This is a genomic window from Pseudomonas sp. P4_B3 (genome assembly GCF_056402295.1).
This window is the reverse complement of record NZ_JBFUHR010000020.1, coordinates 23,120-42,073: the sequence shown is the minus strand read 5'-3', so window position 1 is coordinate 42,073 and position 18,954 is coordinate 23,120. Positions and strand designations below refer to the sequence as shown.

Below are 18,954 nucleotides of genomic sequence, written 5' to 3'. Positions count from 1 at the left end.
AATTCTGAATTTTTGCTCGCCGAGGACACTGACAATATGAACATGCAGGACGATCAGGCACTGGCCGATGAATGGGCTGCGGCCCTGGAAGAAACCGGCGATGCCGGGCAGGCCGACATCGACGCTTTGCTGGCCGCTGACTCCGGCAGCTCCGCGTCCAACCGCCTGCCAATGGAAGAGTTCGGCAGCGTGCCGAAAAACAACGACCCGGTCAGCCTCGAAGGCCCGAACCTGGACGTGATCCTCGATATCCCGGTGTCGATTTCCATGGAAGTGGGCAGCACCGACATCAACATCCGCAACCTGCTGCAACTGAACCAGGGTTCGGTGATCGAGCTCGATCGCCTGGCTGGCGAGCCGCTGGACGTGCTGGTCAACGGCACGCTCATCGCCCACGGCGAAGTGGTGGTGGTCAACGAGAAGTTCGGCATCCGCCTGACGGACGTGATCAGCCCAAGCGAACGCATCAAGAAGCTGCGCTGAGTGAAAAAGGTTCTGGGAGCTTTGCTGGGATCGCTGCTGGTGATGCCGTTCAGCGTGCTGGCGGCCGAACCGGTCGCAACGGCGACCACGGCTGCTGCGCCGGCGGTGAGCAGTGGTGTGGCTGGGCAACTGACGCAACTGGTGTTCGGCTTGCTGCTGGTGCTGGGGCTGATCTTTCTCCTCGCCTGGTTGCTGCGTCGGGTCCAGCAGGCCGGTCCGGCCGGCAAGGGGCAGGTGATCGAGATTGTCGGCTCCCGCGCGCTGGGGCCGCGCGACCGGCTGATGCTGGTGCAGGTCGGCAACGAGCAGATTCTGCTCGGCCTGAGCCCAGGCAACATTGCTGCGCTGCATGTGCTCAAGGAGCCGGTGCAAGTGCCGAGTACCGAGAAGCCGACGCCGGAATTTGCCCAGCGCCTGTTGGAGATGCTGGGTAAAGATCAGAAGGATAAGAAGTAATGGGTGCGCTACGCATCGTCTTGACGCTGGCCCTGATGCTGGCCGCGCCACTGGCATTCGGCGCCGATCCGCTGTCGATCCCGGCCATCACCCTGGGCACCAATGCGCAGGGGGCGCAGGAGTACTCGGTCAGCCTGCAAATCCTGCTGATCATGACCGCGCTGAGCTTTATCCCGGCGTTTGTCATGCTGATGACCAGTTTCACCCGGATCATCATTGTCTTCTCGATCCTGCGCCAGGCCCTGGGCTTGCAGCAGACACCGTCGAATCAGATCCTTACCGGCATGGCGCTGTTCCTGACCCTGTTCATCATGGCGCCAGTATTCGACCGGGTGAACCAGGACGCCTTGCAGCCGTATCTGGCGGAAAAACTGACGGCCCAGGATGCGGTCGCCAAGGCGCAGGTGCCGATCAAGAACTTCATGCTCGCCCAGACCCGCACCAGCGATCTGGAGCTGTTCATGCGCCTGTCCAAGCGCACTGACATCGCGACGCCGGATCAGGCGCCGCTGACCATCCTGGTACCGGCCTTCGTGACCTCCGAGCTGAAAACGGCGTTCCAGATCGGCTTCATGATCTTCATTCCGTTCCTGATCATCGACCTGGTCGTGGCCAGTGTGTTGATGGCCATGGGGATGATGATGCTCTCGCCGCTGATCATTTCCCTGCCGTTCAAGATCATGTTGTTCGTGCTGGTGGATGGCTGGGCGCTGATCATCGGCACGCTGGCCAGCAGCTTCGGCGGTGTCTCGCCATGACGCCAGAAGTCGCAGTCGACATCTTTCGCGAAGCACTGTGGCTGACCACCATGATGGTGGCGATCCTGGTGATTCCAAGTTTGCTGGTGGGCTTGCTGGTGGCGATGTTCCAGGCAGCCACCCAGATCAACGAACAGACCCTGAGCTTCCTGCCGCGCCTGCTGGTGATGCTGGTGACGCTGATCGTCGGCGGTCCATGGATGGTGCAGACCTTCATGGATTACATCCTGCAGTTGTACGGCAGCATTCCTCAGGTCATCGGCTAAACCATGTCACTGCTTGCGCTGACCGATACGCAGATCAGCACTTGGGTGGCGACGTTCATGTTGCCGCTGTTTCGCGTCGGCTCCTTGCTGATGGTCATGCCGGTGTTCGGCACGACCTTGCTGCCGCGGCGCATTCGCCTGTATTTCGCCTTGGCCATTACCGTGGTCATCGCGCCGGGCCTGCCGCCGATGCCGCCGGTGAATGCCCTGGATCTGAGCGGGCTGTTGCTGATTGCCGAGCAGATTCTCATCGGTGCGGTGATGGGCTTCTCCTTGCAGCTGTTCTTTCAGGCCTTTGTGGTGGCCGGGCAGATCGTCGCCATCCAGATGGGCATGGGCTTCGCCTCCATGATCGACCCGGCCAACGGCGTATCGACGGCGGTGATCGGGCAGTTTTTCACCATGCTGGTGACGCTGCTGTTCCTGTCCATGAACGGTCATCTGGTGGTGTTCGAGATCCTCACCGAGAGTTTCACCACGTTGCCGGTGGGTGGCGGCTTGATGGTCAATCACTACTGGGAACTGGCCGGCAAGCTCGGCTGGGTGCTCGGTTCGGCGTTGTTGCTGGTGCTGCCGGCGATCACCGCGCTGCTGGTGGTCAACATCGCGTTTGGCGTCATGACCCGGGCGGCGCCGCAACTCAATATTTTCTCGGTCGGCTTCCCGCTGATCCTGGTGCTTGGGCTGTTCATCGTCTGGGTCGGGCTGGCGGACATTCTCAACCAGTATCAACCGCTGGCCTCCGAGGCCTTGCAGTTATTACGCGAAATGGCGCGGGCGAGCTGAGTCATGGCTGAGAGCGAAAGCGGTCAGGACAAAACAGAAGACCCCACGGAGAAGCGCAAGCAGGACTCCCGTGAAAAGGGTGAGGTAGCCCGGTCCAAGGAACTCAACACCCTGGCGATCATGCTGGTCGGTGCCTCGGCGCTGCTGATTTTTGGCGGCGCCATGGCGCAGGACATGATGGAGCTGATGCGCATCAATTTCTCGCTGCCGCGGGAAGTGATTCTGGATCAGCGCTCCATGGCCACCTACCTGATGCGCTCGGGGCAAATTGCCCTGTGGTCGATCCAGCCCGTGATGATCACCTTGGTGCTGGCCGCCATCATCGGTCCGATTTCCCTGGGTGGCTGGCTGTTCGCGGCGAGTTCCATGGCGCCCAAATTCAGCCGCTTGAACCCCGGTCCCGGCCTCAAGCGCATGTTCTCGACCAAGTCGCTGATCGAACTGCTCAAGGCTTTGGCCAAGTTCATCATCATCCTGTTCGTGGCGCTGGCGGTGTTGTCATCGGACATCGATGACCTGCTGCGCATCGCCCATGAGCCCTTGGACAGGGCGATCATTCACAGCCTGCAAGTGGTGGGCTGGAGCACCTTGTGGATGGCGTGCGGGCTGATCCTGATCGCTGTGGTGGATGTGCCGGTGCAGCTCTGGGAAAGCCACAAGAAACTGCTGATGACCAAGCAGGAAGTGCGTGACGAGCACAAGGATCAAGAGGGGCGGCCGGAGGTCAAGCAGCGGATTCGACAGCTGCAGCGCGAGATGTCCCAGCGCCGGATGATGGCCGCCATTCCCGAGGCTGACGTGGTCATCACCAACCCGACGCACTACGCCGTGGCCCTCAAGTACGACCCGGAAAAGGGTAATGCGCCGGTACTGCTGGCCAAGGGCAGCGACTTCCTGGCCCTGAAGATCCGTGAGATCGCGGCGGCCAACGAGATCCTGCTGCTGGAGTCGCCGGCGCTGGCGCGCTCGATCTACTACTCCACCGAGCTTGAGCAGGAAATTCCCGGCGGGCTGTACCTGGCGGTCGCGCAGGTGCTGGCTTACGTTTATCAGATTCGACAGTACCGGGCGGGCAAGGGCAAGCGACCGGATCCGCTCAAGGATGACCTGCCGATTCCGCCGGATCTGCGCCGCGACTCCTGATTTCGCGTTGTCTCTGCCGACCTCTTCGCTGGCAAGCCAGCTCCTACAGGTTTGGCGATAACCCTGTAGGAGCTGGCTTGCCAGCGAAGAGGCCCGTCCAGGCAATCGAATTGCGCAATGAAACTCTCTATCCCAATCCCTTGCAAAAGTTGGAAAGCTTCTTGCAGTAGCCGCTCTGCGCCTGCTTCGGGCGTCAAAAGTTTGCTTTAAAGGAACGGGGAAAATCGGTGGATCGCTCTCAGTTAATCAACAGTGCCCGCAGCAACATTGCCGACCTCAGTCGAGGCAATCTGGGCGTGCCGCTGTTGTTGCTGGTCATGCTGGCGATGATGATGTTGCCGGTGCCGCCGTTCCTGCTGGACGTGTTCTTCACCTTCAACATTGCCCTGTCCATCGTCGTGCTGCTGGTGTGCGTCTACGCCTTGCGGCCGCTGGATTTCGCGGTGTTCCCGACCATTCTGCTGGTGGCGACGCTGTTGCGCCTGGCGTTGAACGTGGCCTCCACGCGGGTGGTGATGCTCCACGGTCAGGACGGTCATGCGGCGGCCGGCAAGGTGATCCAGGCGTTCGGCGAGGTGGTGATCGGCGGTAACTACGTGGTCGGTATCGTGGTCTTCGCGATCTTGATGATCATCAACTTCGTCGTGGTGACCAAGGGCGCGGGGCGGATTTCCGAGGTGAGCGCGCGTTTCACCCTCGATGCGATGCCCGGCAAGCAAATGGCGATCGACGCCGACCTCAACGCCGGCCTGATCGATCAGGCCCAGGCCAAAGCCCGCCGTTCGGAAGTGGCCCAGGAAGCCGAGTTCTACGGCTCCATGGACGGTGCCAGCAAATTCGTCCGTGGTGACGCCATCGCCGGCCTGTTGATCCTGTTCATCAACCTGATCGGCGGCATGGCGGTCGGTATCTTCCAGCACAACATGAACTTCGCCGACGCCGGCAAGGTGTATGCGCTGTTGACCATCGGTGACGGTTTGGTGGCGCAATTGCCATCACTGCTGTTATCGACAGCCGCCGCGATCATGGTGACCCGTGCTTCCGGTTCGGAAGACATGGGCAAGCAAATCAATCGCCAGATGTTCGCCTCGCCCAAGGCGCTGGCGGTGGCGGCAGGCTTGATGGCGGTCATGGGCCTGGTGCCCGGCATGCCGCACTTCTCGTTCCTGAGCATGGCGGCCCTGGCGGCCGGTGGCGCTTACCTGTTCTGGAAAAAGCAGAACGTCGCCAAGGTGCAGGCCCTGCAAGAGGTCAAGCGCCAGCAGGAGTTGCTGCCGTCGCCTGCCCGCGCCCAGGAAACCAAGGAGCTTGGCTGGGATGACGTGACGCCCATCGACATGATCGGCCTTGAAGTGGGTTATCGCCTGATTCCGCTGGTGGACCGCAACCAGGGTGGCCAGTTGCTTGCGCGGATCAAGGGGGTGCGCAAGAAGCTGTCCCAGGACCTGGGCTTCCTGATGCCGACCGTGCATATCCGCGACAACCTCGACCTGGCGCCCAGTGCCTATCGCCTGACCCTCATGGGGGTAATCCTGGCCGAAGCAGAGATTTACCCGGATCGCGAACTGGCGATCAACCCGGGACAGGTCTACGGCACGCTCAACGGCATTACCGCCAAAGATCCGGCTTTCGGTCTGGAGGCGGTCTGGATTGAAATCAGCCAGCGCGCCCAGGCGCAATCCCTCGGTTATACGGTGGTCGATGCCAGTACCGTAGTGGCTACCCACTTGAACCAGATTCTCTACAAGCATTCCAGTGAACTGATCGGTCACGAAGAAGTGCAGCAGCTCATGCAATTGCTGGGCAAAAGCTCGCCGAAACTGGCCGAGGAGCTGGTGCCGGGCGTGGTTTCGCTGTCGCAGCTGCTCAAGGTGCTGCAAGCGCTGTTGGCCGAACAAGTGCCGGTGCGCGATATCCGCAGCATTGCCGAGGCCATCGCCAACAATGCCGCCAAGAGTCAAGATACCGCCGCGCTGGTGGCTGCCGTGCGTGTTGGCGTATCCCGTGCAATCGTGCAAAGCATTGTAGGCACTGAGTCGGAGCTGCCAGTCATCACGCTGGAGCCAAGGTTGGAACAGATATTGCTCAATAGTCTGCAAAAGGCCGGGCAAGGCTCGGAAGAGGGCGTTCTGCTGGAGCCAAGCATGGCTGAGAAGCTGCAACGTTCGTTGATCGACGCAGCGCAGCGCCAGGAGATGCAAGGTCAGCCGGTGATTCTGCTGGTGGCCGGTCCGGTTCGCGCGATGCTCTCGCGATTCGGCCGGCTCGCAGTCCCGGGTTTGCACGTGTTGGCTTACCAGGAAATCCCTGACAACAAGCAAGTGACCATCGTTGCGACAGTAGGGCCCAACGGCTGAGGTAGTGGTTTATGCAAGTTAAGCGTTTTTTCGCCGCCGATATGCGTCAGGCCATGAAGCTGGTTCGCGATGAGCTGGGCGCTGATGCCGCCATCATTGGCAACCGCCGGATCGCCGGGGGTGTCGAGCTGACGGCAGCGCTGGATTACAAGTTGTCGGCGCTGGCGCCGCGGGTTCCGAACATGGAACTCGAAGACGAGCTGCGCAAGACTCAGTCGCGGATCGTCACTGCCCAAGCCGAACTGAGCCTGCGTGGCGTCGGCGAGAGCGATAATGCGACCAATCGCCAGTTGTTCGCCGGCTTGCCGCTCACCGCAGCCGAGCCGTTGATCGAGCCGACCTACGCCGAACCCCGTCGCCCCGCACCGGCCGCTGCACCAGCCTCCACTGGCGTGGACCCGCGCGCGTTCGACTCGATGCGTTTCGAACTCAACAGCCTGCGCGAACTCATGGAAGTCCAGCTGGGCTCCCTGGCCTGGAATCAGCTACAGGGCAGCCGTCCGGACCAGGCCAACCTCTGGCGTCGCCTGCAACGCATTGGCCTGTCAGGCCCGCTGTCGCGCGACCTGCTGGCGCTGATCAGCGAAATCGAAGAACCTCGTCAGGCCTGGCGCATGTTGCTGGCGCACCTGGCGCGCATGATCGTTACCCCCGAAGTCGAGCCGCTGGAGGAGGGCGGTGTGATCGCCATGGTCGGCCCTGCCGGCATGGGCAAGACCACCACCCTGGCCAAGCTGGCGGCCCGTTACGTGCTCAAGTACGGCGCGCAGAACATTGCGCTGGTGAGCATGGACAGCTTCCGCATCGGTGCCCAGGAGCAGCTCAAGACCCTGGGGCGCATTCTCAATGTGTCGGTGACCCACGTCGATCCGGGCCAGTCCCTGGTGCAGGCGCTGGAACCCTTGCTGCGCAAGCGCGTGGTGCTGATCGATACCGCCGGCCTGCAGGCCAGCGATCCGGCCCTGCGCATGCAACTCGAAAGCCTGGCCGGTCGCGGCATTCGCTCAAAAAATTATCTGGTCCTGGCAACCACCAGCCAGAAACAGGTTCTAACCGCCGCCTATCATAGTTACAAGCGTTGCGGGCTCGCGGGCTGCATCCTGACTAAACTGGATGAAACGGCTAGTCTGGGCGAGGTGTTGAGCCTGGCCGTCAGTCATGAGCTGCCGGTGGCCTACCTGACCGATGGCCCGCGGATTCCGGATGATCTCCATCTGCCGCGCCGTCATCAGTTGGTCAGTCGCGCCGTCAGCGTGCAAATGCAGGAAGAACCCAGCGAAGAAGCCATGGCTGACATGTTCGCTGATATTTACCACAGCCAAACCAAGCAGGTTGGCTAAGGTAGTAATGAACAGTTTTTGTACCTACATCGATGGTCTGCCATGCATTGTTCCGTTTGTGAACGCGCAGCCAGTAATGTGGCCTCCGTCTATGCAAGACAAGGTAAAGAAATAACATGGGCAGCATGCATCCCGTACAGGTGATCGCGGTGACCGGCGGCAAAGGTGGCGTCGGGAAAACTAATGTGTCAGTGAACTTGTCCCTGGCTCTGGCTGAGCTTGGCCGGCGCGTCATGCTGTTGGACGCCGACCTGGGGCTGGCGAACGTCGACGTTCTGCTGGGCCTGACACCCAAACGTACCCTGGCCGACGTGATCGAGGGCCGCTGCGAACTGCGCGATGTACTGCTGCAGGGACCCGGCGGCATCCGTATCGTTCCGGCCGCATCCGGCACTCAGAGCATGGTGCATCTGAGCCCCGCGCAACACGCCGGCCTGATCCAGGCCTTCAGCGATATCGGCGACAACCTCGACGTATTGGTGATCGATACCGCGGCGGGCATTGGTGACTCGGTAGTCAGTTTCGTTCGCGCAGCCCAGGAAGTGCTGCTGGTGGTGTGCGACGAGCCGACCTCGATCACTGACGCCTACGCATTGATCAAATTGCTTAACCGTGACTACGGCATGAACCGCTTCCGCGTCCTGGCCAACATGGCCCAGAGCCCGCAGGAAGGGCGCAACCTGTTCGCCAAGTTGACCAAGGTCACGGATCGCTTCCTCGACGTCGCCCTGCAATACGTCGGCGCTGTGCCTTACGACGAAAGCGTGCGCAAGGCCGTGCAAAAGCAGCGCGCTGTCTACGAGGCGTTCCCGCGTTCCAAGTGCTCGCTGGCATTCAAGGCGATCGCACAGAAGGTCGATACCTGGCCGCTGCCTGCCAACCCGCGCGGGCACCTGGAGTTTTTCGTAGAGCGCCTCGTGCAGCAGACAGCAGGACCGGTTCTATGACAGCAAGCGGTTACAACCTCTACAAAAAATCGGCGCGTGATGCGCAGTACGAGCTGATCGAGCGTTACGCGCCGCTGGTTAAACGCATTGCCTACCACTTGTTGGCGCGCCTGCCGGCCAGTGTCCAGGTCGAAGACCTGATCCAGGCCGGGATGATCGGCCTGCTTGAGGTGTCGACCAAATATGACGCCAGCAAAGGCGCCAGTTTCGAGACGTACGCGGGCATTCGAATCCGCGGCGCCATGCTCGATGAGGTGCGCAAGGGGGACTGGGCGCCACGTTCGGTTCACCGCAATACGCGCATGGTCAGCGACGCCATTCGCTCGATTGAAGCGAAAACCGGCCGTGACGCTAAAGATCACGAAGTTGCGGCCGAACTCCAATTGAGTCTCGACGATTACTACGGGATTTTGAACGACACCCTGGGCAGCCGGCTGTTCAGTTTCGACGATCTGTTGCAGGACGGCGAACACGAAGGTCTGCACGAGGATGGCGCGAGTGCTCATATCGAGCCGTCACGCGATCTGGAAGATGAACGCTTCCAGGCTGCGCTGGCGGAGGCGATTGCCAATTTGCCGGAGCGTGAGCGACTGGTGTTGGCGCTGTACTACGACGAAGAGTTGAACCTCAAGGAAATCGGTGAGGTCCTGGGGGTCAGCGAATCTCGGGTCAGCCAGTTACACAGCCAGTGCGCGGCCCGTTTGCGGGGGCGTTTGGGGGAGTGGCGAGCGCGCTGAAGGCAGTGTGGGGGACACTGCGAACGAGGCCGGTGTGGTGTTGAACTGCGCCGGTCGCGATCTGTTGTGCTCCAGACAGTCATTGAGTGCTTTGCCGGATTGATTGAAATGGCGCGTCCAGGTGCTGGGCGCGTTTAAGACTGCTTGGAGGTCGAATTGGACAAGAACATGAAAATCCTCATCGTTGATGACTTCTCAACGATGCGGCGGATCATCAAGAACCTGCTGCGTGACCTTGGGTTCACCAACACCGTCGAGGCCGACGATGGCACTACCGCCATTCCGGTGCTCAACAGCGGAAGCATCGACTTTCTGGTAACGGACTGGAACATGCCTGGCATGACCGGTATCGATCTGCTGCGCCACGTGCGTGCCGATGAAAAGCTCAAGCACCTGCCGGTGCTGATGGTGACCGCTGAAGCCAAGCGCGAGCAGATCATCGAAGCGGCCCAGGCCGGCGTTAACGGCTATGTGGTCAAACCCTTCACGGCCCAGGCGTTGAAAGAAAAAATCGAGAAGATTTTCGAACGCATCGGTTGATGAGTGCGCCACGGGGGAGCTATGGGCAATAACGAAACTTCATTGGGCGACTTTGAGTCGACCCTGAAAAAACACGCCGTCGAATTGGTCGCGAGCCTTGAAAAAGGCAAGTTCGGCGACGCGGTGCAATTGATCCATGAGCTCAACCAGACCCGTGACCGCGGCCTGTATCAGGAAGTGGGCAAGCTCACTCGCGAACTGCATAGCGCGATCGTCAATTTCCAGATTGACCCGCACATGCCGCAAGCCGAAGAAGTGTCCCAGATCACCGACGCCACTGAGCGTCTGGGCTATGTGGTCAAGCTGACCGAGGCTGCGGCCAACCGCACCATGGACCTGGTGGAAAGTGCCACGCCGCTGGTCAATGGCCTGGCGGATGAAGCCCAGGCCTTGAGCACGGACTGGGGACGCTTCATGCGTCGCGAAGTCGGCGCCGAAGAGTTTCGTGAACTGGCCCGCCGGGTCGACGGCTTCCTGGTGCGCAGCGGCACGTATAATCGCGCGGTGTCGGGCAACCTCAACGACATCCTGCTCGCCCAGGATTACCAGGACCTCACGGGGCAAGTGATCAAGCGAGTGACCCAGCTGGTCACCGAAGTCGAAAGCAACCTGCTCAAGCTCGTGCTGATGGCCAGTCAGGTAGACCGCTTTGCGGGCATCGAACATGACCGTGAAGCGATGCTTGCTGAAAAAGATCCACAAAAACATCTCTCTCAGGGTGAAGGTCCGCAGATTCATGCCGATAAAAGAGAAGACGTTGTGTCCGGTCAGGACGATGTGGACGATTTGCTATCCAGCCTGGGATTCTAAATTTTAGAATTTTAGGTTTTTTGGGTTTTTAGACCTGTAGGAGCACCCCCTTAATGAGCTTCGGCGCCGATGAAGAGATCCTTCAGGATTTCCTGGTTGAGGCCGGCGAGATTCTAGAGCAACTGTCCGAGCAACTGGTCGAGCTGGAAAGCCGTCCGGATGATGCGGATTTGCTCAATGCAATTTTTCGCGGTTTTCACACTGTAAAAGGGGGCGCCGGCTTCCTCCAGCTCAACGAGCTGGTGGAGTGCTGCCATATCGCCGAGAACGTGTTCGACATCCTGCGCAAGGGTGAGCGTCGCGTCGACTCGGAACTGATGGACGTGGTTCTCGAAGCGCTGGACGCGGTGAACAGCATGTTCAGCGAAGTCCGCGAACGCAGCCCGATCACGGCTGCGACACCTGAACTGCTCGCGGCGCTGGCCCGTCTGGCCGAGCCGCAATCGGCTGACGAGGTGGCTGCTGCACCTGTCGCCGCCGTGGTCGAAGCGTCTGTGGCTGAAAGCGAATCGGGCGATATCACCGACAATGAATTCGAACAACTGCTGGACTCGCTGAACGCCGTCAAGGCCCAGGCCGAGGCGCCGGCGGCTGTTTCTGCGCCGGTCAGCGATGAAATCACCGACGCCGAGTTCGAGTCGTTGCTCGATCAACTGCACGGCAAGGGCCAGTTCGCCGTTGACGCGGTGGTCCCGGCGCCAGCTGCGCCAGAGGCCCCGAAAGCGGCCGGCGACAGCTCCGATATTACTGACGACGAATTCGAAGCACTGCTCGACCAACTGCACGGCAAGGGTAACTTCGCTGTCGATGCGCTGGAGTCGGCCATTGCTTCCGTACCGGCTGCTGCCGCGCCAACCGCTGCAGCGGCCGGCAGCGATCTGATCAGCGATCACGAATTTGAATCGCTGCTCGATGAGTTGCACGGCAAAGGCAAGTTCAGCGAAGTCGGCAAGGCGACGGTTGCCAGCGGATCGAACACGTCCGTTGCCGCGCCGGCCGCGAAGGCTGCGGCACCGAAACCGGTGGCCAAGGCACCCGAGCCAAAAGCCGAAACGCCGGCTGCTGCCGCTGCACCTGCTGCCGCCCGCGCCCCGGCCGCTCCACCGGCGGAAAAGCCGGCCAGTGAAGCCGAGACCACCGTGCGCGTCGATACCGCGCGTCTCGACGAGATCATGAACATGGTCGGCGAGTTGGTGCTGGTGCGTAACCGCCTGGTCCGCCTGGGCCTCAACAGCGGCGACGAAGCCATGTCCAAGGCCGTGTCGAACCTCGACGTGGTCACGGCCGACCTGCAAACCGCGGTCATGAAGACCCGGATGCAGCCGATCAAGAAAGTCTTCGGGCGTTTCCCGCGCCTGGTTCGCGACCTGGCTCGCCAGCTCAAGAAAGAGATCAACCTGGAGTTGGTCGGCGAAGAAACCGACCTCGACAAGAACCTCGTCGAGGCCCTGGCCGATCCGTTGGTCCACTTGGTGCGCAACGCAGTCGACCACGGCATCGAATCGCCGGAAGAACGCGAAGCCTCGGGCAAGGCTCGTGGCGGCAAGGTCATCCTGGCGGCCGAGCAGGAAGGCGATCACATCCTGCTGTCGATTTCCGATGACGGCAAAGGCATGGACCCGAACGTCCTGCGTTCAATCGCGGTCAAGCGCGGTGTGATGGACAAGGATGCGGCGGACCGCCTGAGCGACACCGAATGCTACAACCTGATCTTCGCCCCGGGTTTCTCGACCAAGACCGAGATCTCCGACGTATCGGGTCGCGGTGTGGGCATGGACGTGGTGAAAACCAAGATTTCCCAGCTCAACGGCTCGATCAACATCTACTCGACCAAGGGCCAGGGTTCGAAGATCGTCATCAAGGTGCCGCTGACCCTGGCGATCATGCCGACGCTGATGGTCATGCTCGGCAACCAGGCATTCGCGTTCCCGCTGGTGAACGTCAACGAGATCTTCCACCTCGACCTGTCGACCACCAACGTTGTGGACGGCCAGGAAGTGGTGATCGTGCGGGACAAGGCACTGCCATTGTTCTATCTCAAACGCTGGCTGGTCAGCTCCGCCGCTCACGAAGAGCAGCGCGAAGGCCATGTGGTGATCCTTTCGGTGGGCACGCAGCGGATCGGCTTTGTCGTCGATCAACTGGTGGGCCAGGAAGAAGTGGTCATCAAGCCATTGGGCAAAATGCTCCAGGGAACGCCGGGCATGTCCGGCGCCACCATCACCGGTGACGGCCGCATCGCGCTGATTCTCGATGTTCCGAGCATGCTCAAGCGTTACGCCACACGGCGTATTTGATTCTGGTGGAGCGGGGCGCCTGGCCTCGCTCCATCTAATGGAGTGTTTATGGCAGTCAAAGTCCTGGTGGTGGACGATTCGGGGTTTTTCCGCCGCCGCGTCTCGGAAATTCTTTCAGCGGATTCCAATATCCAGGTCGTCGGCACGGCGACCAACGGCAAAGAGGCGATCGATCAGGCGCTGGCCCTCAAGCCCGACGTGATCACCATGGACTACGAGATGCCGATGATGGACGGCATCACCGCTGTGCGGCACATCATGCAACGCTCCCCGACCCCGGTCTTGATGTTCTCCTCGCTGACCCACGAAGGCGCCCGCGTCACCCTCGATGCGCTGGATGCCGGCGCGGTGGACTTCCTGCCGAAAAATTTCGAAGACATCTCGCGCAACCCCGAGAAGGTCAAGCAACTGCTGTGCGAGAAGATCCTCAGCATTGCGCGCAGCAATCGTCGAGTCAGCGCCTACAGCGCTCCGACGCCTGTCGCTGCACCAGCCCCGACGCCTGCGCCTTCCAGCGTTGGCAGTTTTGGCAGCAGCGCGCCCGTGCGTCCGGCACCGGCACCGATCCCTGCGCGTACGCATGCGGCCACTGCGTCGTCGCCCGCGCCGAAACGCAAAGCCTACAAACTGGTGGCCATCGGTACGTCCACCGGCGGCCCGGTTGCGCTGCAACGGGTGTTGACCCAATTGCCGGCCAGCTTCCCGGCCCCGATCGTGCTGGTCCAACACATGCCGGCCGCCTTCACCAAGGCCTTCGCCGAGCGCCTGGACAAGCTCTGCCGCATCAGCGTCAAGGAAGCCGAGGATGGCGACATCCTGCGGCCGGGCCTGGCGCTGCTGGCGCCGGGTGGCAAGCAGATGATGATCGACGGCCGTGGCGCGGTGAGAATCCTCCCGGGTGACGAGCGTCTGAATTACAAGCCGTGCGTGGACATCACCTTCGGTTCGGCAGCCAAGTCCTACGGCGACAAAGTTCTGGCGGTGGTCCTGACCGGCATGGGCGCCGACGGCCGTGAAGGCGCGCGCCTGCTCAAGCAGGGCGGCAGTTCGATCTGGGCACAGGACGAAGCCAGTTGCGTGATCTACGGCATGCCGATGGCCATCGTCAAGGCTGAACTCGCCGACGCGGTGTACAGCCTCGACGACATTGGCAAGCACCTGGTCGAGGCCTGCATCTGATGGATGTTCTAAGCCTGATCGGCATCATCATGGCCTTCGTCGCCATCATCGGCGGCAACTACCTTGAAGGCGGTCATCTCGGCGCCCTGGCCAACGGCCCGGCAGCGCTGATCGTGCTCGGCGGCACCATTGGCGCCGCGCTGCTGCAATCGCCGATGAGCGCCTTCAAGCGCGCCATGCAGATCCTTGCCTGGATCCTGTTCCCGCCCCGTGTCGACCTGGCCGGTGGCATCGACCGCGTGGTGAACTGGAGCCTGACCGCCCGCAAGGAAGGCCTGCTGGGCCTTGAAGGTATCGCCGACGCCGAGCCCGACAACTACGCGCGCAAAGGCCTGCAACTGCTGGTTGACGGTGCCGAGCCGGAGGCGATCCGCAGCATTCTGGAAGTGGATTTCTACACCCAGGAAAGCCGCGATGTCGAAGCGGCCAAGGTCTTCGAAAGCATGGGCGGCTATGCGCCGACCATCGGCATCATCGGTGCGGTGATGGGCTTGATTCACGTCATGGGCAACCTGGGCGATCCGTCGCAACTGGGTAACGGCATCGCCGTGGCCTTCGTCGCCACCATCTACGGCGTGGCCAGTGCCAACCTGGTGCTGCTGCCGATCGCCGCCAAACTCAAATCCATCGCGCTGCGCCAGTCGCGTTATCGCGAAATGCTGTTGGAAGGGCTGCTGTCGATCGCCGAAGGTGAAAACCCTCGCTCCATTGAGTTGAAGCTTCAGGGCTTCATGGATTGATGGGGGTAGCAGGGCCTGCTCACAGTAAATGATGGAGCGCGCAGCGCCCTGCGAGCCGCAAGACTAGGCACGAGGAGAGAGGTTTGGTTGCTTCAAATGAACGACGAGTAACGACGTATTGCGGCTCGCAGGGCGCTGCCCTCCGGGTTGGCGCTGTGATTGCGCCAGGCTGCGTTGCGCGACTTGAGAAGGGAGAAGCCATTCTCGGCGTCACGCGCCTTGCCTGGCACAATCACAGCGCCAACGCGCTGCATCATTTACTGTGAGCAGGCCCTGACTATGGCACGTCGTCGCCAGCATGAAGAACACGTCAACCACGAACGCTGGCTGGTGTCCTACGCCGACTTCATCACCTTGCTGTTCGCCTTTTTCGTGGTGATGTACTCGATCTCTTCGATCAACGAAGGCAAGTACAAGGTCATTTCCGAAGCGCTGATCGGCGTCTTCACCGATTCCGATCGTTCGCTCAAGCCGATCCCGATCGGGGATGAGCGGCCGAAGACCGTGACCCCGGCCAAGCCGCTGGTCAAGGACAGTGACCTGGTCGATGCCGGTGTCGCCGGCGCCAGCGATCCGCTCAAAAGCATCGCCGACGACATCAGTGCGGCGTTCGGTGACCTGATCAGCTCCAACCAGATGACCGTGCGCGGCAACGAGTTGTGGGTCGAGATCGAGCTCAATTCCAGCCTGTTGTTCGGCAGCGGCGACGCCATGCCCAGCAACATCGCGTTCAACATCATCGACAAGGTTGCGGCGATCCTGAAGCCATTCGACAACCCGATTCATGTCGAAGGCTTCACCGACGACCAACCGATCCGCACCGCGCAGTACCCGACCAACTGGGAACTGTCTTCGGCCCGCTCGGCCAGCATCGTGCGCATGCTGGCGATGCAGGGGGTGAACCCCGGTCGCCTGGCGTCGGTGGGCTACGGCGAGTTTCAGCCGATGGCCAACAATGCCACCGCTGAAGGCCGCGCCCGCAACCGTCGCGTGGTGCTGGTGGTGTCGCGCAACCTCGATGTGCGCCGCAGCCTGACCGGCACCGGAACCGCCCATGCGCAACCGGATGCCGCATTGAAGCGTGCTGGCACACAAACTGCACCGACCCCGGTCAAGTCGCCGGTACGAGAGAGCGCCGTCAATTCTCCGTCACCCGCATTAACACGATGAGCTATTTCTCGGTCGATCCATTCGGCCGGGAGGAACAATCCGAATGAGAGTCTGGGCAGTCGCCAATCAAAAGGGTGGTGTCGGTAAAACCACTTCCTCCATCGCTTTAGCCGGTTTACTGGCGGAGGCGGGCAAGCGCGTGGTCGTGGTCGATCTCGACCCCCACGGCTCGATGACCAGCTACTTCGGCTACGATCCCGACGCCCTGGAGCACAGCAGCTACAACCTGTTCCTGCACAAGGGCAACGTGCCGCAAGGCCTGCCGGGTCAACTGCTGCTGTCGACCAGCGACGAACGCATCTCCCTGTTGCCCTCCAGCACCGCGCTGGCCACCCTTGAGCGCCAGTCGCCGGGGCAGAGTGGTTTGGGCCTGGTGATTGCCAAGAGCCTGGCGCAACTGTGGCAGGACTTCGATTACGCGGTGATCGACAGCCCGCCCTTGCTCGGCGTGCTGATGGTCAATGCCTTGGCGGCGAGCCAGCAATTGGTGATCCCGGTGCAGACCGAACACCTGGCGGTCAAGGGCCTTGAGCGCATGGTCAACACCCTGGCGATGATCAACCGCTCGCGCAAACAGGCGTTGCCGTTCACCATCGTACCGACGCTGTTTGACCGAAGGACCCAGGCGTCCCTCGGCACGTTGCGCGTGCTGCGCGACAAATTCCCCGACGAAATCTGGCAAGGCTACATCCCGGTGGACACGCGCCTGCGCGATGCCAGTCGGGCCGGTCTAACGCCTTCGCAATTCGACGGCAAGAGCCGTGGCGTTCTCGCTTACCGTGCGTTGCTCAAGCATCTGCTGGCGGCACAACTTGTTCCGCAGGTGGCGTGACATGAGCCCAATTCCTGTAGGAGCTGCCGCAGGCTGCGATCTTTTGATCTTGCTTGGCGGCACCCTTGATATCGCTAAAAGATCGCAGCCTGCGGCAGCTCCTACAGGGGGATGCCGATGAATCGGCCATTGAAGCTCTCATCGCGCCCGCAACTGGCGTTGCAGTCGTATCTGGACAACCTGCTGCAAGAAGCAACCGAGGACATGGCGCCGGAGATCGAGGCGCTGGCCGAGGTTGTCGAAACGGTGAATGTCATCGAAGAGCAAGCCGTGCTGGACGAGTTCCAGGCCGCCGTGCTCGAAGAGCAGGCCCGGGATGCACAGAACACCGCGCCGTTGGTTACGCCGGTAGCACCGGTGGCCAAGGCTCAGGTTGCCTTGGCCGAAGCGCTGGAGCCCGTTCTGGCAGCGGTGTCGACCCTTGCACCGCTGTTGCAAACCCTGGTGGTTCCAACCATTGAAGAGCCTGCAGCGCCGGTGACGCTGGTTATCGAGGTGCCTCAGGCGCTGGTGCCTCCCGTCGTCGAAGTGCATCTGCCGTCAAGCAATACGCCGCCACCGGTGGAAACCGATGGTCGTCCGTCCTGGGCTGCCGAACCCTTCGAATGCCTGCTGTTCGATGTCGCCGGTTTGACCCTGGCGGTGCCGCTGGTGTGCCTGGGTTCGATTTACTCCCTGGCCGGTCATGAACTGACGCCGTTGTTCGGTCAGCCGGAGTGGTTCCTCGGCATCTTGCCGAGTCAGTCGGGCAACCTGAAAGTGCTGGATACCGCACGTTGGGTCATGCCCGACCGTTACCGCGACGATTTCAAGCAGGGTCTGCAATACGTCATTTCCGTCCAGGGCTACGAGTGGGGGCTGGCGGTGCATCAGGTCAGCCGCTCGTTGCGCCTGGATCCGAACGAAATCAAGTGGCGCAGTCACCGTGGTCAACGGCCATGGCTGGCGGGCACGGTGATTGAACACATGTGTGCGTTGCTCGACGTTTCCGCGCTGGCCGAGTTGATCGCCAGCGGCGGCGCAAAGCACATGGACGGCCACAAGCCGACCCACAAAACTACATAACAGAACAACACCGCCAGGGCGGTTTCTTGAGGGGATCAGGGTATGAATGACAAGGCGACGGCGGCAAAGGGTTCCGAAGATCCGATCCTGCAATGGGTCACCTTCAAGCTGGACAACGAGACCTACGGCATCAACGTGATGCGCGTCCAGGAAGTCCTGCGTTACACCGAAATCGCCCCGGTCCCGGGTGCCCCGAGTTACGTGCTGGGCATCATCAACCTGCGCGGCAACGTTGTCACCGTGATCGACACCCGCCAGCGCTTCGGCCTGATGAATGCCGAGATCAGCGACAACACCCGTATCGTCATCATCGAAGCCGACAAGCAAGTGGTCGGGATCATGGTCGACAGCGTGGCCGAAGTGGTTTACCTGCGTCAGTCGGAAATCGAAACCGCGCCGAACGTGGGTAACGAAGAGTCCGCCAAGTTCATTCAAGGCGTGTGCAACAAGAACAACGAACTGCTCATCCTGGTCGAGCTCGACAAGATGATGAGCGAAGAAGAATGGTCGGAACTGGAGAGTATCTGATTGATTCTCGAGGTTGCGGTCATTGTCCTGTTCCTGTTCTGGGCAGGCACGCTGGCGATGTTCCTGGCGTACATTCGCGGTCAAAAGCAGATCGCCGCGCAACAGGCCAAGGGTGATGCGCAGCGAGATCAGCGCATCAAGGACCTGGGCAAGCGCGTCGACGATTACCAGAACGGCAACGTGCGCATGGGTGAAGACCTGCATGAGCTTCGCGCGACAGTCGCGCCATTGCCGGACAAACTCGCCCAGCTGGAACAGCGTGATCCTTCAAGCCTGTCGTTTGCCCAGGCAGCGCGGCTGGTCGGGATGGGCGCCAGCGTCGACGAACTGACTCAGTCCTGCGGCTTGACCCAGGCTGAGGCGGAGTTGATGAGTAAGCTTCACAAGAACTGAGTTTTGCGATCTGGCTGAAGTCGCTTTCGCTGGCAAGCCAGCTCCTACAGGTTCGCGCCGATACCGAACTGTAGGAGCTGGCTTGCCAGCGAAGGCATCCTCGAAATTTCAGTAGTCTTCCCCGCGA

At 61.2% G+C, this 18,954-nt stretch carries 21 protein-coding genes; 20 read left to right on the top strand and 1 reads right to left on the bottom strand.

Features of this window, described 5'->3' with window-relative positions; genetic code table 11:
* Window positions 1-36 precede the first annotated feature (36 nt).
* The 15 genes from fliN to AC1DWG_RS22415 all read left to right on the top strand — a co-directional run bounded on the left by fliN (window position 37) and on the right by AC1DWG_RS22415 (window position 14,839).
* Window positions 37-483: a flagellar motor switch protein FliN gene (gene fliN, locus AC1DWG_RS22485; RefSeq protein WP_477752420.1), complete on the top strand. Its 447-nt coding sequence runs from the start codon at window positions 37-39 to the stop codon at window positions 481-483.
* The gene (gene fliO, locus AC1DWG_RS22480) at window positions 484-939 is read left to right on the top strand and encodes a flagellar biosynthetic protein FliO (protein ID WP_477788368.1); all 456 of its coding nucleotides are present in this window, start codon (window positions 484-486) and stop codon (window positions 937-939) included.
* Window positions 939-1,697, top strand: coding sequence for a flagellar type III secretion system pore protein FliP (gene fliP, locus AC1DWG_RS22475; RefSeq protein WP_429487482.1), 759 nt, complete (start codon window positions 939-941; stop codon window positions 1,695-1,697). Before fliO ends, fliP begins: the two co-directional genes overlap by 1 nt.
* Entirely contained in the window at window positions 1,694-1,963 is a 270-nt protein-coding gene (fliQ, locus tag AC1DWG_RS22470; protein ID WP_007983364.1) for a flagellar biosynthesis protein FliQ, read from the top strand. The genes fliP and fliQ overlap by 4 nt, the downstream gene beginning before the upstream one ends.
* 3 nt (window positions 1,964-1,966) lie before the next feature.
* Window positions 1,967-2,749, top strand: coding sequence for a flagellar biosynthetic protein FliR (fliR, locus tag AC1DWG_RS22465; RefSeq protein WP_108218653.1), 783 nt, complete (start codon window positions 1,967-1,969; stop codon window positions 2,747-2,749).
* A 3-nt stretch (window positions 2,750-2,752) separates the two neighbouring features.
* Window positions 2,753-3,892 (top strand): flagellar biosynthesis protein FlhB, encoded by a 1,140-nt coding sequence (gene flhB / locus AC1DWG_RS22460; protein ID WP_477752422.1) that lies wholly within the window; start codon window positions 2,753-2,755, stop codon window positions 3,890-3,892.
* Window positions 3,893-4,119: 227 nt separating this feature from the next.
* Complete coding sequence (flhA, locus tag AC1DWG_RS22455) at window positions 4,120-6,249, top strand: flagellar biosynthesis protein FlhA (RefSeq protein WP_477752423.1); 2,130 nt, start codon at window positions 4,120-4,122, stop codon at window positions 6,247-6,249.
* An 11-nt stretch (window positions 6,250-6,260) separates the two neighbouring features.
* Window positions 6,261-7,589: a flagellar biosynthesis protein FlhF gene (gene flhF, locus AC1DWG_RS22450; protein ID WP_477762511.1), complete on the top strand. Its 1,329-nt coding sequence runs from the start codon at window positions 6,261-6,263 to the stop codon at window positions 7,587-7,589.
* 116 nt (window positions 7,590-7,705) lie between these two features.
* Window positions 7,706-8,536 (top strand): flagellar synthesis regulator FleN, encoded by an 831-nt coding sequence (fleN, locus tag AC1DWG_RS22445; RefSeq protein WP_008001746.1) that lies wholly within the window; start codon window positions 7,706-7,708, stop codon window positions 8,534-8,536.
* Window positions 8,533-9,273 carry an RNA polymerase sigma factor FliA gene (fliA, locus tag AC1DWG_RS22440; protein WP_223461391.1) on the top strand — a complete coding sequence of 247 codons (741 nt, stop codon included), beginning with the start codon at window positions 8,533-8,535 and terminating at the stop codon, window positions 9,271-9,273. Before fleN ends, fliA begins: the two co-directional genes overlap by 4 nt.
* Before the next feature lie 168 nt (window positions 9,274-9,441).
* The gene (locus AC1DWG_RS22435; RefSeq protein ID WP_003183998.1) at window positions 9,442-9,813 is read left to right on the top strand and encodes a chemotaxis response regulator CheY; all 372 of its coding nucleotides are present in this window, start codon (window positions 9,442-9,444) and stop codon (window positions 9,811-9,813) included.
* A 21-nt stretch (window positions 9,814-9,834) separates the two neighbouring features.
* On the top strand, window positions 9,835-10,623 hold the full coding sequence (locus AC1DWG_RS22430; RefSeq protein ID WP_477762510.1) for a protein phosphatase CheZ: 789 nt from the start codon (window positions 9,835-9,837) through the stop codon (window positions 10,621-10,623).
* 53 nt (window positions 10,624-10,676) lie between these two features.
* Window positions 10,677-12,920: a chemotaxis protein CheA gene (locus tag AC1DWG_RS22425; RefSeq protein ID WP_477788367.1), complete on the top strand. Its 2,244-nt coding sequence runs from the start codon at window positions 10,677-10,679 to the stop codon at window positions 12,918-12,920.
* 48 nt (window positions 12,921-12,968) lie between these two features.
* The gene (locus tag AC1DWG_RS22420; RefSeq protein WP_477762508.1) at window positions 12,969-14,099 is read left to right on the top strand and encodes a protein-glutamate methylesterase/protein-glutamine glutaminase; all 1,131 of its coding nucleotides are present in this window, start codon (window positions 12,969-12,971) and stop codon (window positions 14,097-14,099) included.
* Complete coding sequence (locus tag AC1DWG_RS22415; protein ID WP_085716992.1) at window positions 14,099-14,839, top strand: flagellar motor protein; 741 nt, start codon at window positions 14,099-14,101, stop codon at window positions 14,837-14,839. Before AC1DWG_RS22420 ends, AC1DWG_RS22415 begins: the two co-directional genes overlap by 1 nt.
* Before the next feature lie 92 nt (window positions 14,840-14,931).
* On the opposite strand, the gene AC1DWG_RS22410 is transcribed toward AC1DWG_RS22415, so the two are convergent.
* Window positions 14,932-15,096, bottom strand: a complete 165-nt coding sequence (locus AC1DWG_RS22410) for a hypothetical protein (RefSeq protein ID WP_477788366.1) — start codon at window positions 15,094-15,096, stop codon at window positions 14,932-14,934.
* A 22-nt stretch (window positions 15,097-15,118) separates the two neighbouring features.
* Here AC1DWG_RS22410 and motD point away from each other — a divergent pair, with 22 nt between their 5' ends.
* The 5 genes from motD (at window position 15,119) to AC1DWG_RS22385 (ending at window position 18,827) form a co-directional block, all read left to right on the top strand.
* Window positions 15,119-16,009: a flagellar motor protein MotD gene (gene motD / locus AC1DWG_RS22405; protein ID WP_477759852.1), complete on the top strand. Its 891-nt coding sequence runs from the start codon at window positions 15,119-15,121 to the stop codon at window positions 16,007-16,009.
* A 43-nt stretch (window positions 16,010-16,052) separates the two neighbouring features.
* Window positions 16,053-16,841, top strand: coding sequence for a ParA family protein (locus AC1DWG_RS22400; protein ID WP_477762507.1), 789 nt, complete (start codon window positions 16,053-16,055; stop codon window positions 16,839-16,841).
* 117 nt (window positions 16,842-16,958) lie between these two features.
* A complete protein-coding gene (locus tag AC1DWG_RS22395; RefSeq protein ID WP_477762506.1) occupies window positions 16,959-17,906 on the top strand; it encodes a CheW domain-containing protein in 948 nt (315 codons plus the stop codon).
* A 42-nt stretch (window positions 17,907-17,948) separates the two neighbouring features.
* Window positions 17,949-18,434 carry a chemotaxis protein CheW gene (locus AC1DWG_RS22390; protein ID WP_007980742.1) on the top strand — a complete coding sequence of 162 codons (486 nt, stop codon included), beginning with the start codon at window positions 17,949-17,951 and terminating at the stop codon, window positions 18,432-18,434.
* Entirely contained in the window at window positions 18,435-18,827 is a 393-nt protein-coding gene (locus tag AC1DWG_RS22385; protein WP_477762505.1) for a DUF2802 domain-containing protein, read from the top strand. It begins immediately after the preceding gene.
* The last annotated feature ends 127 nt before the right edge of the window (window positions 18,828-18,954 follow it).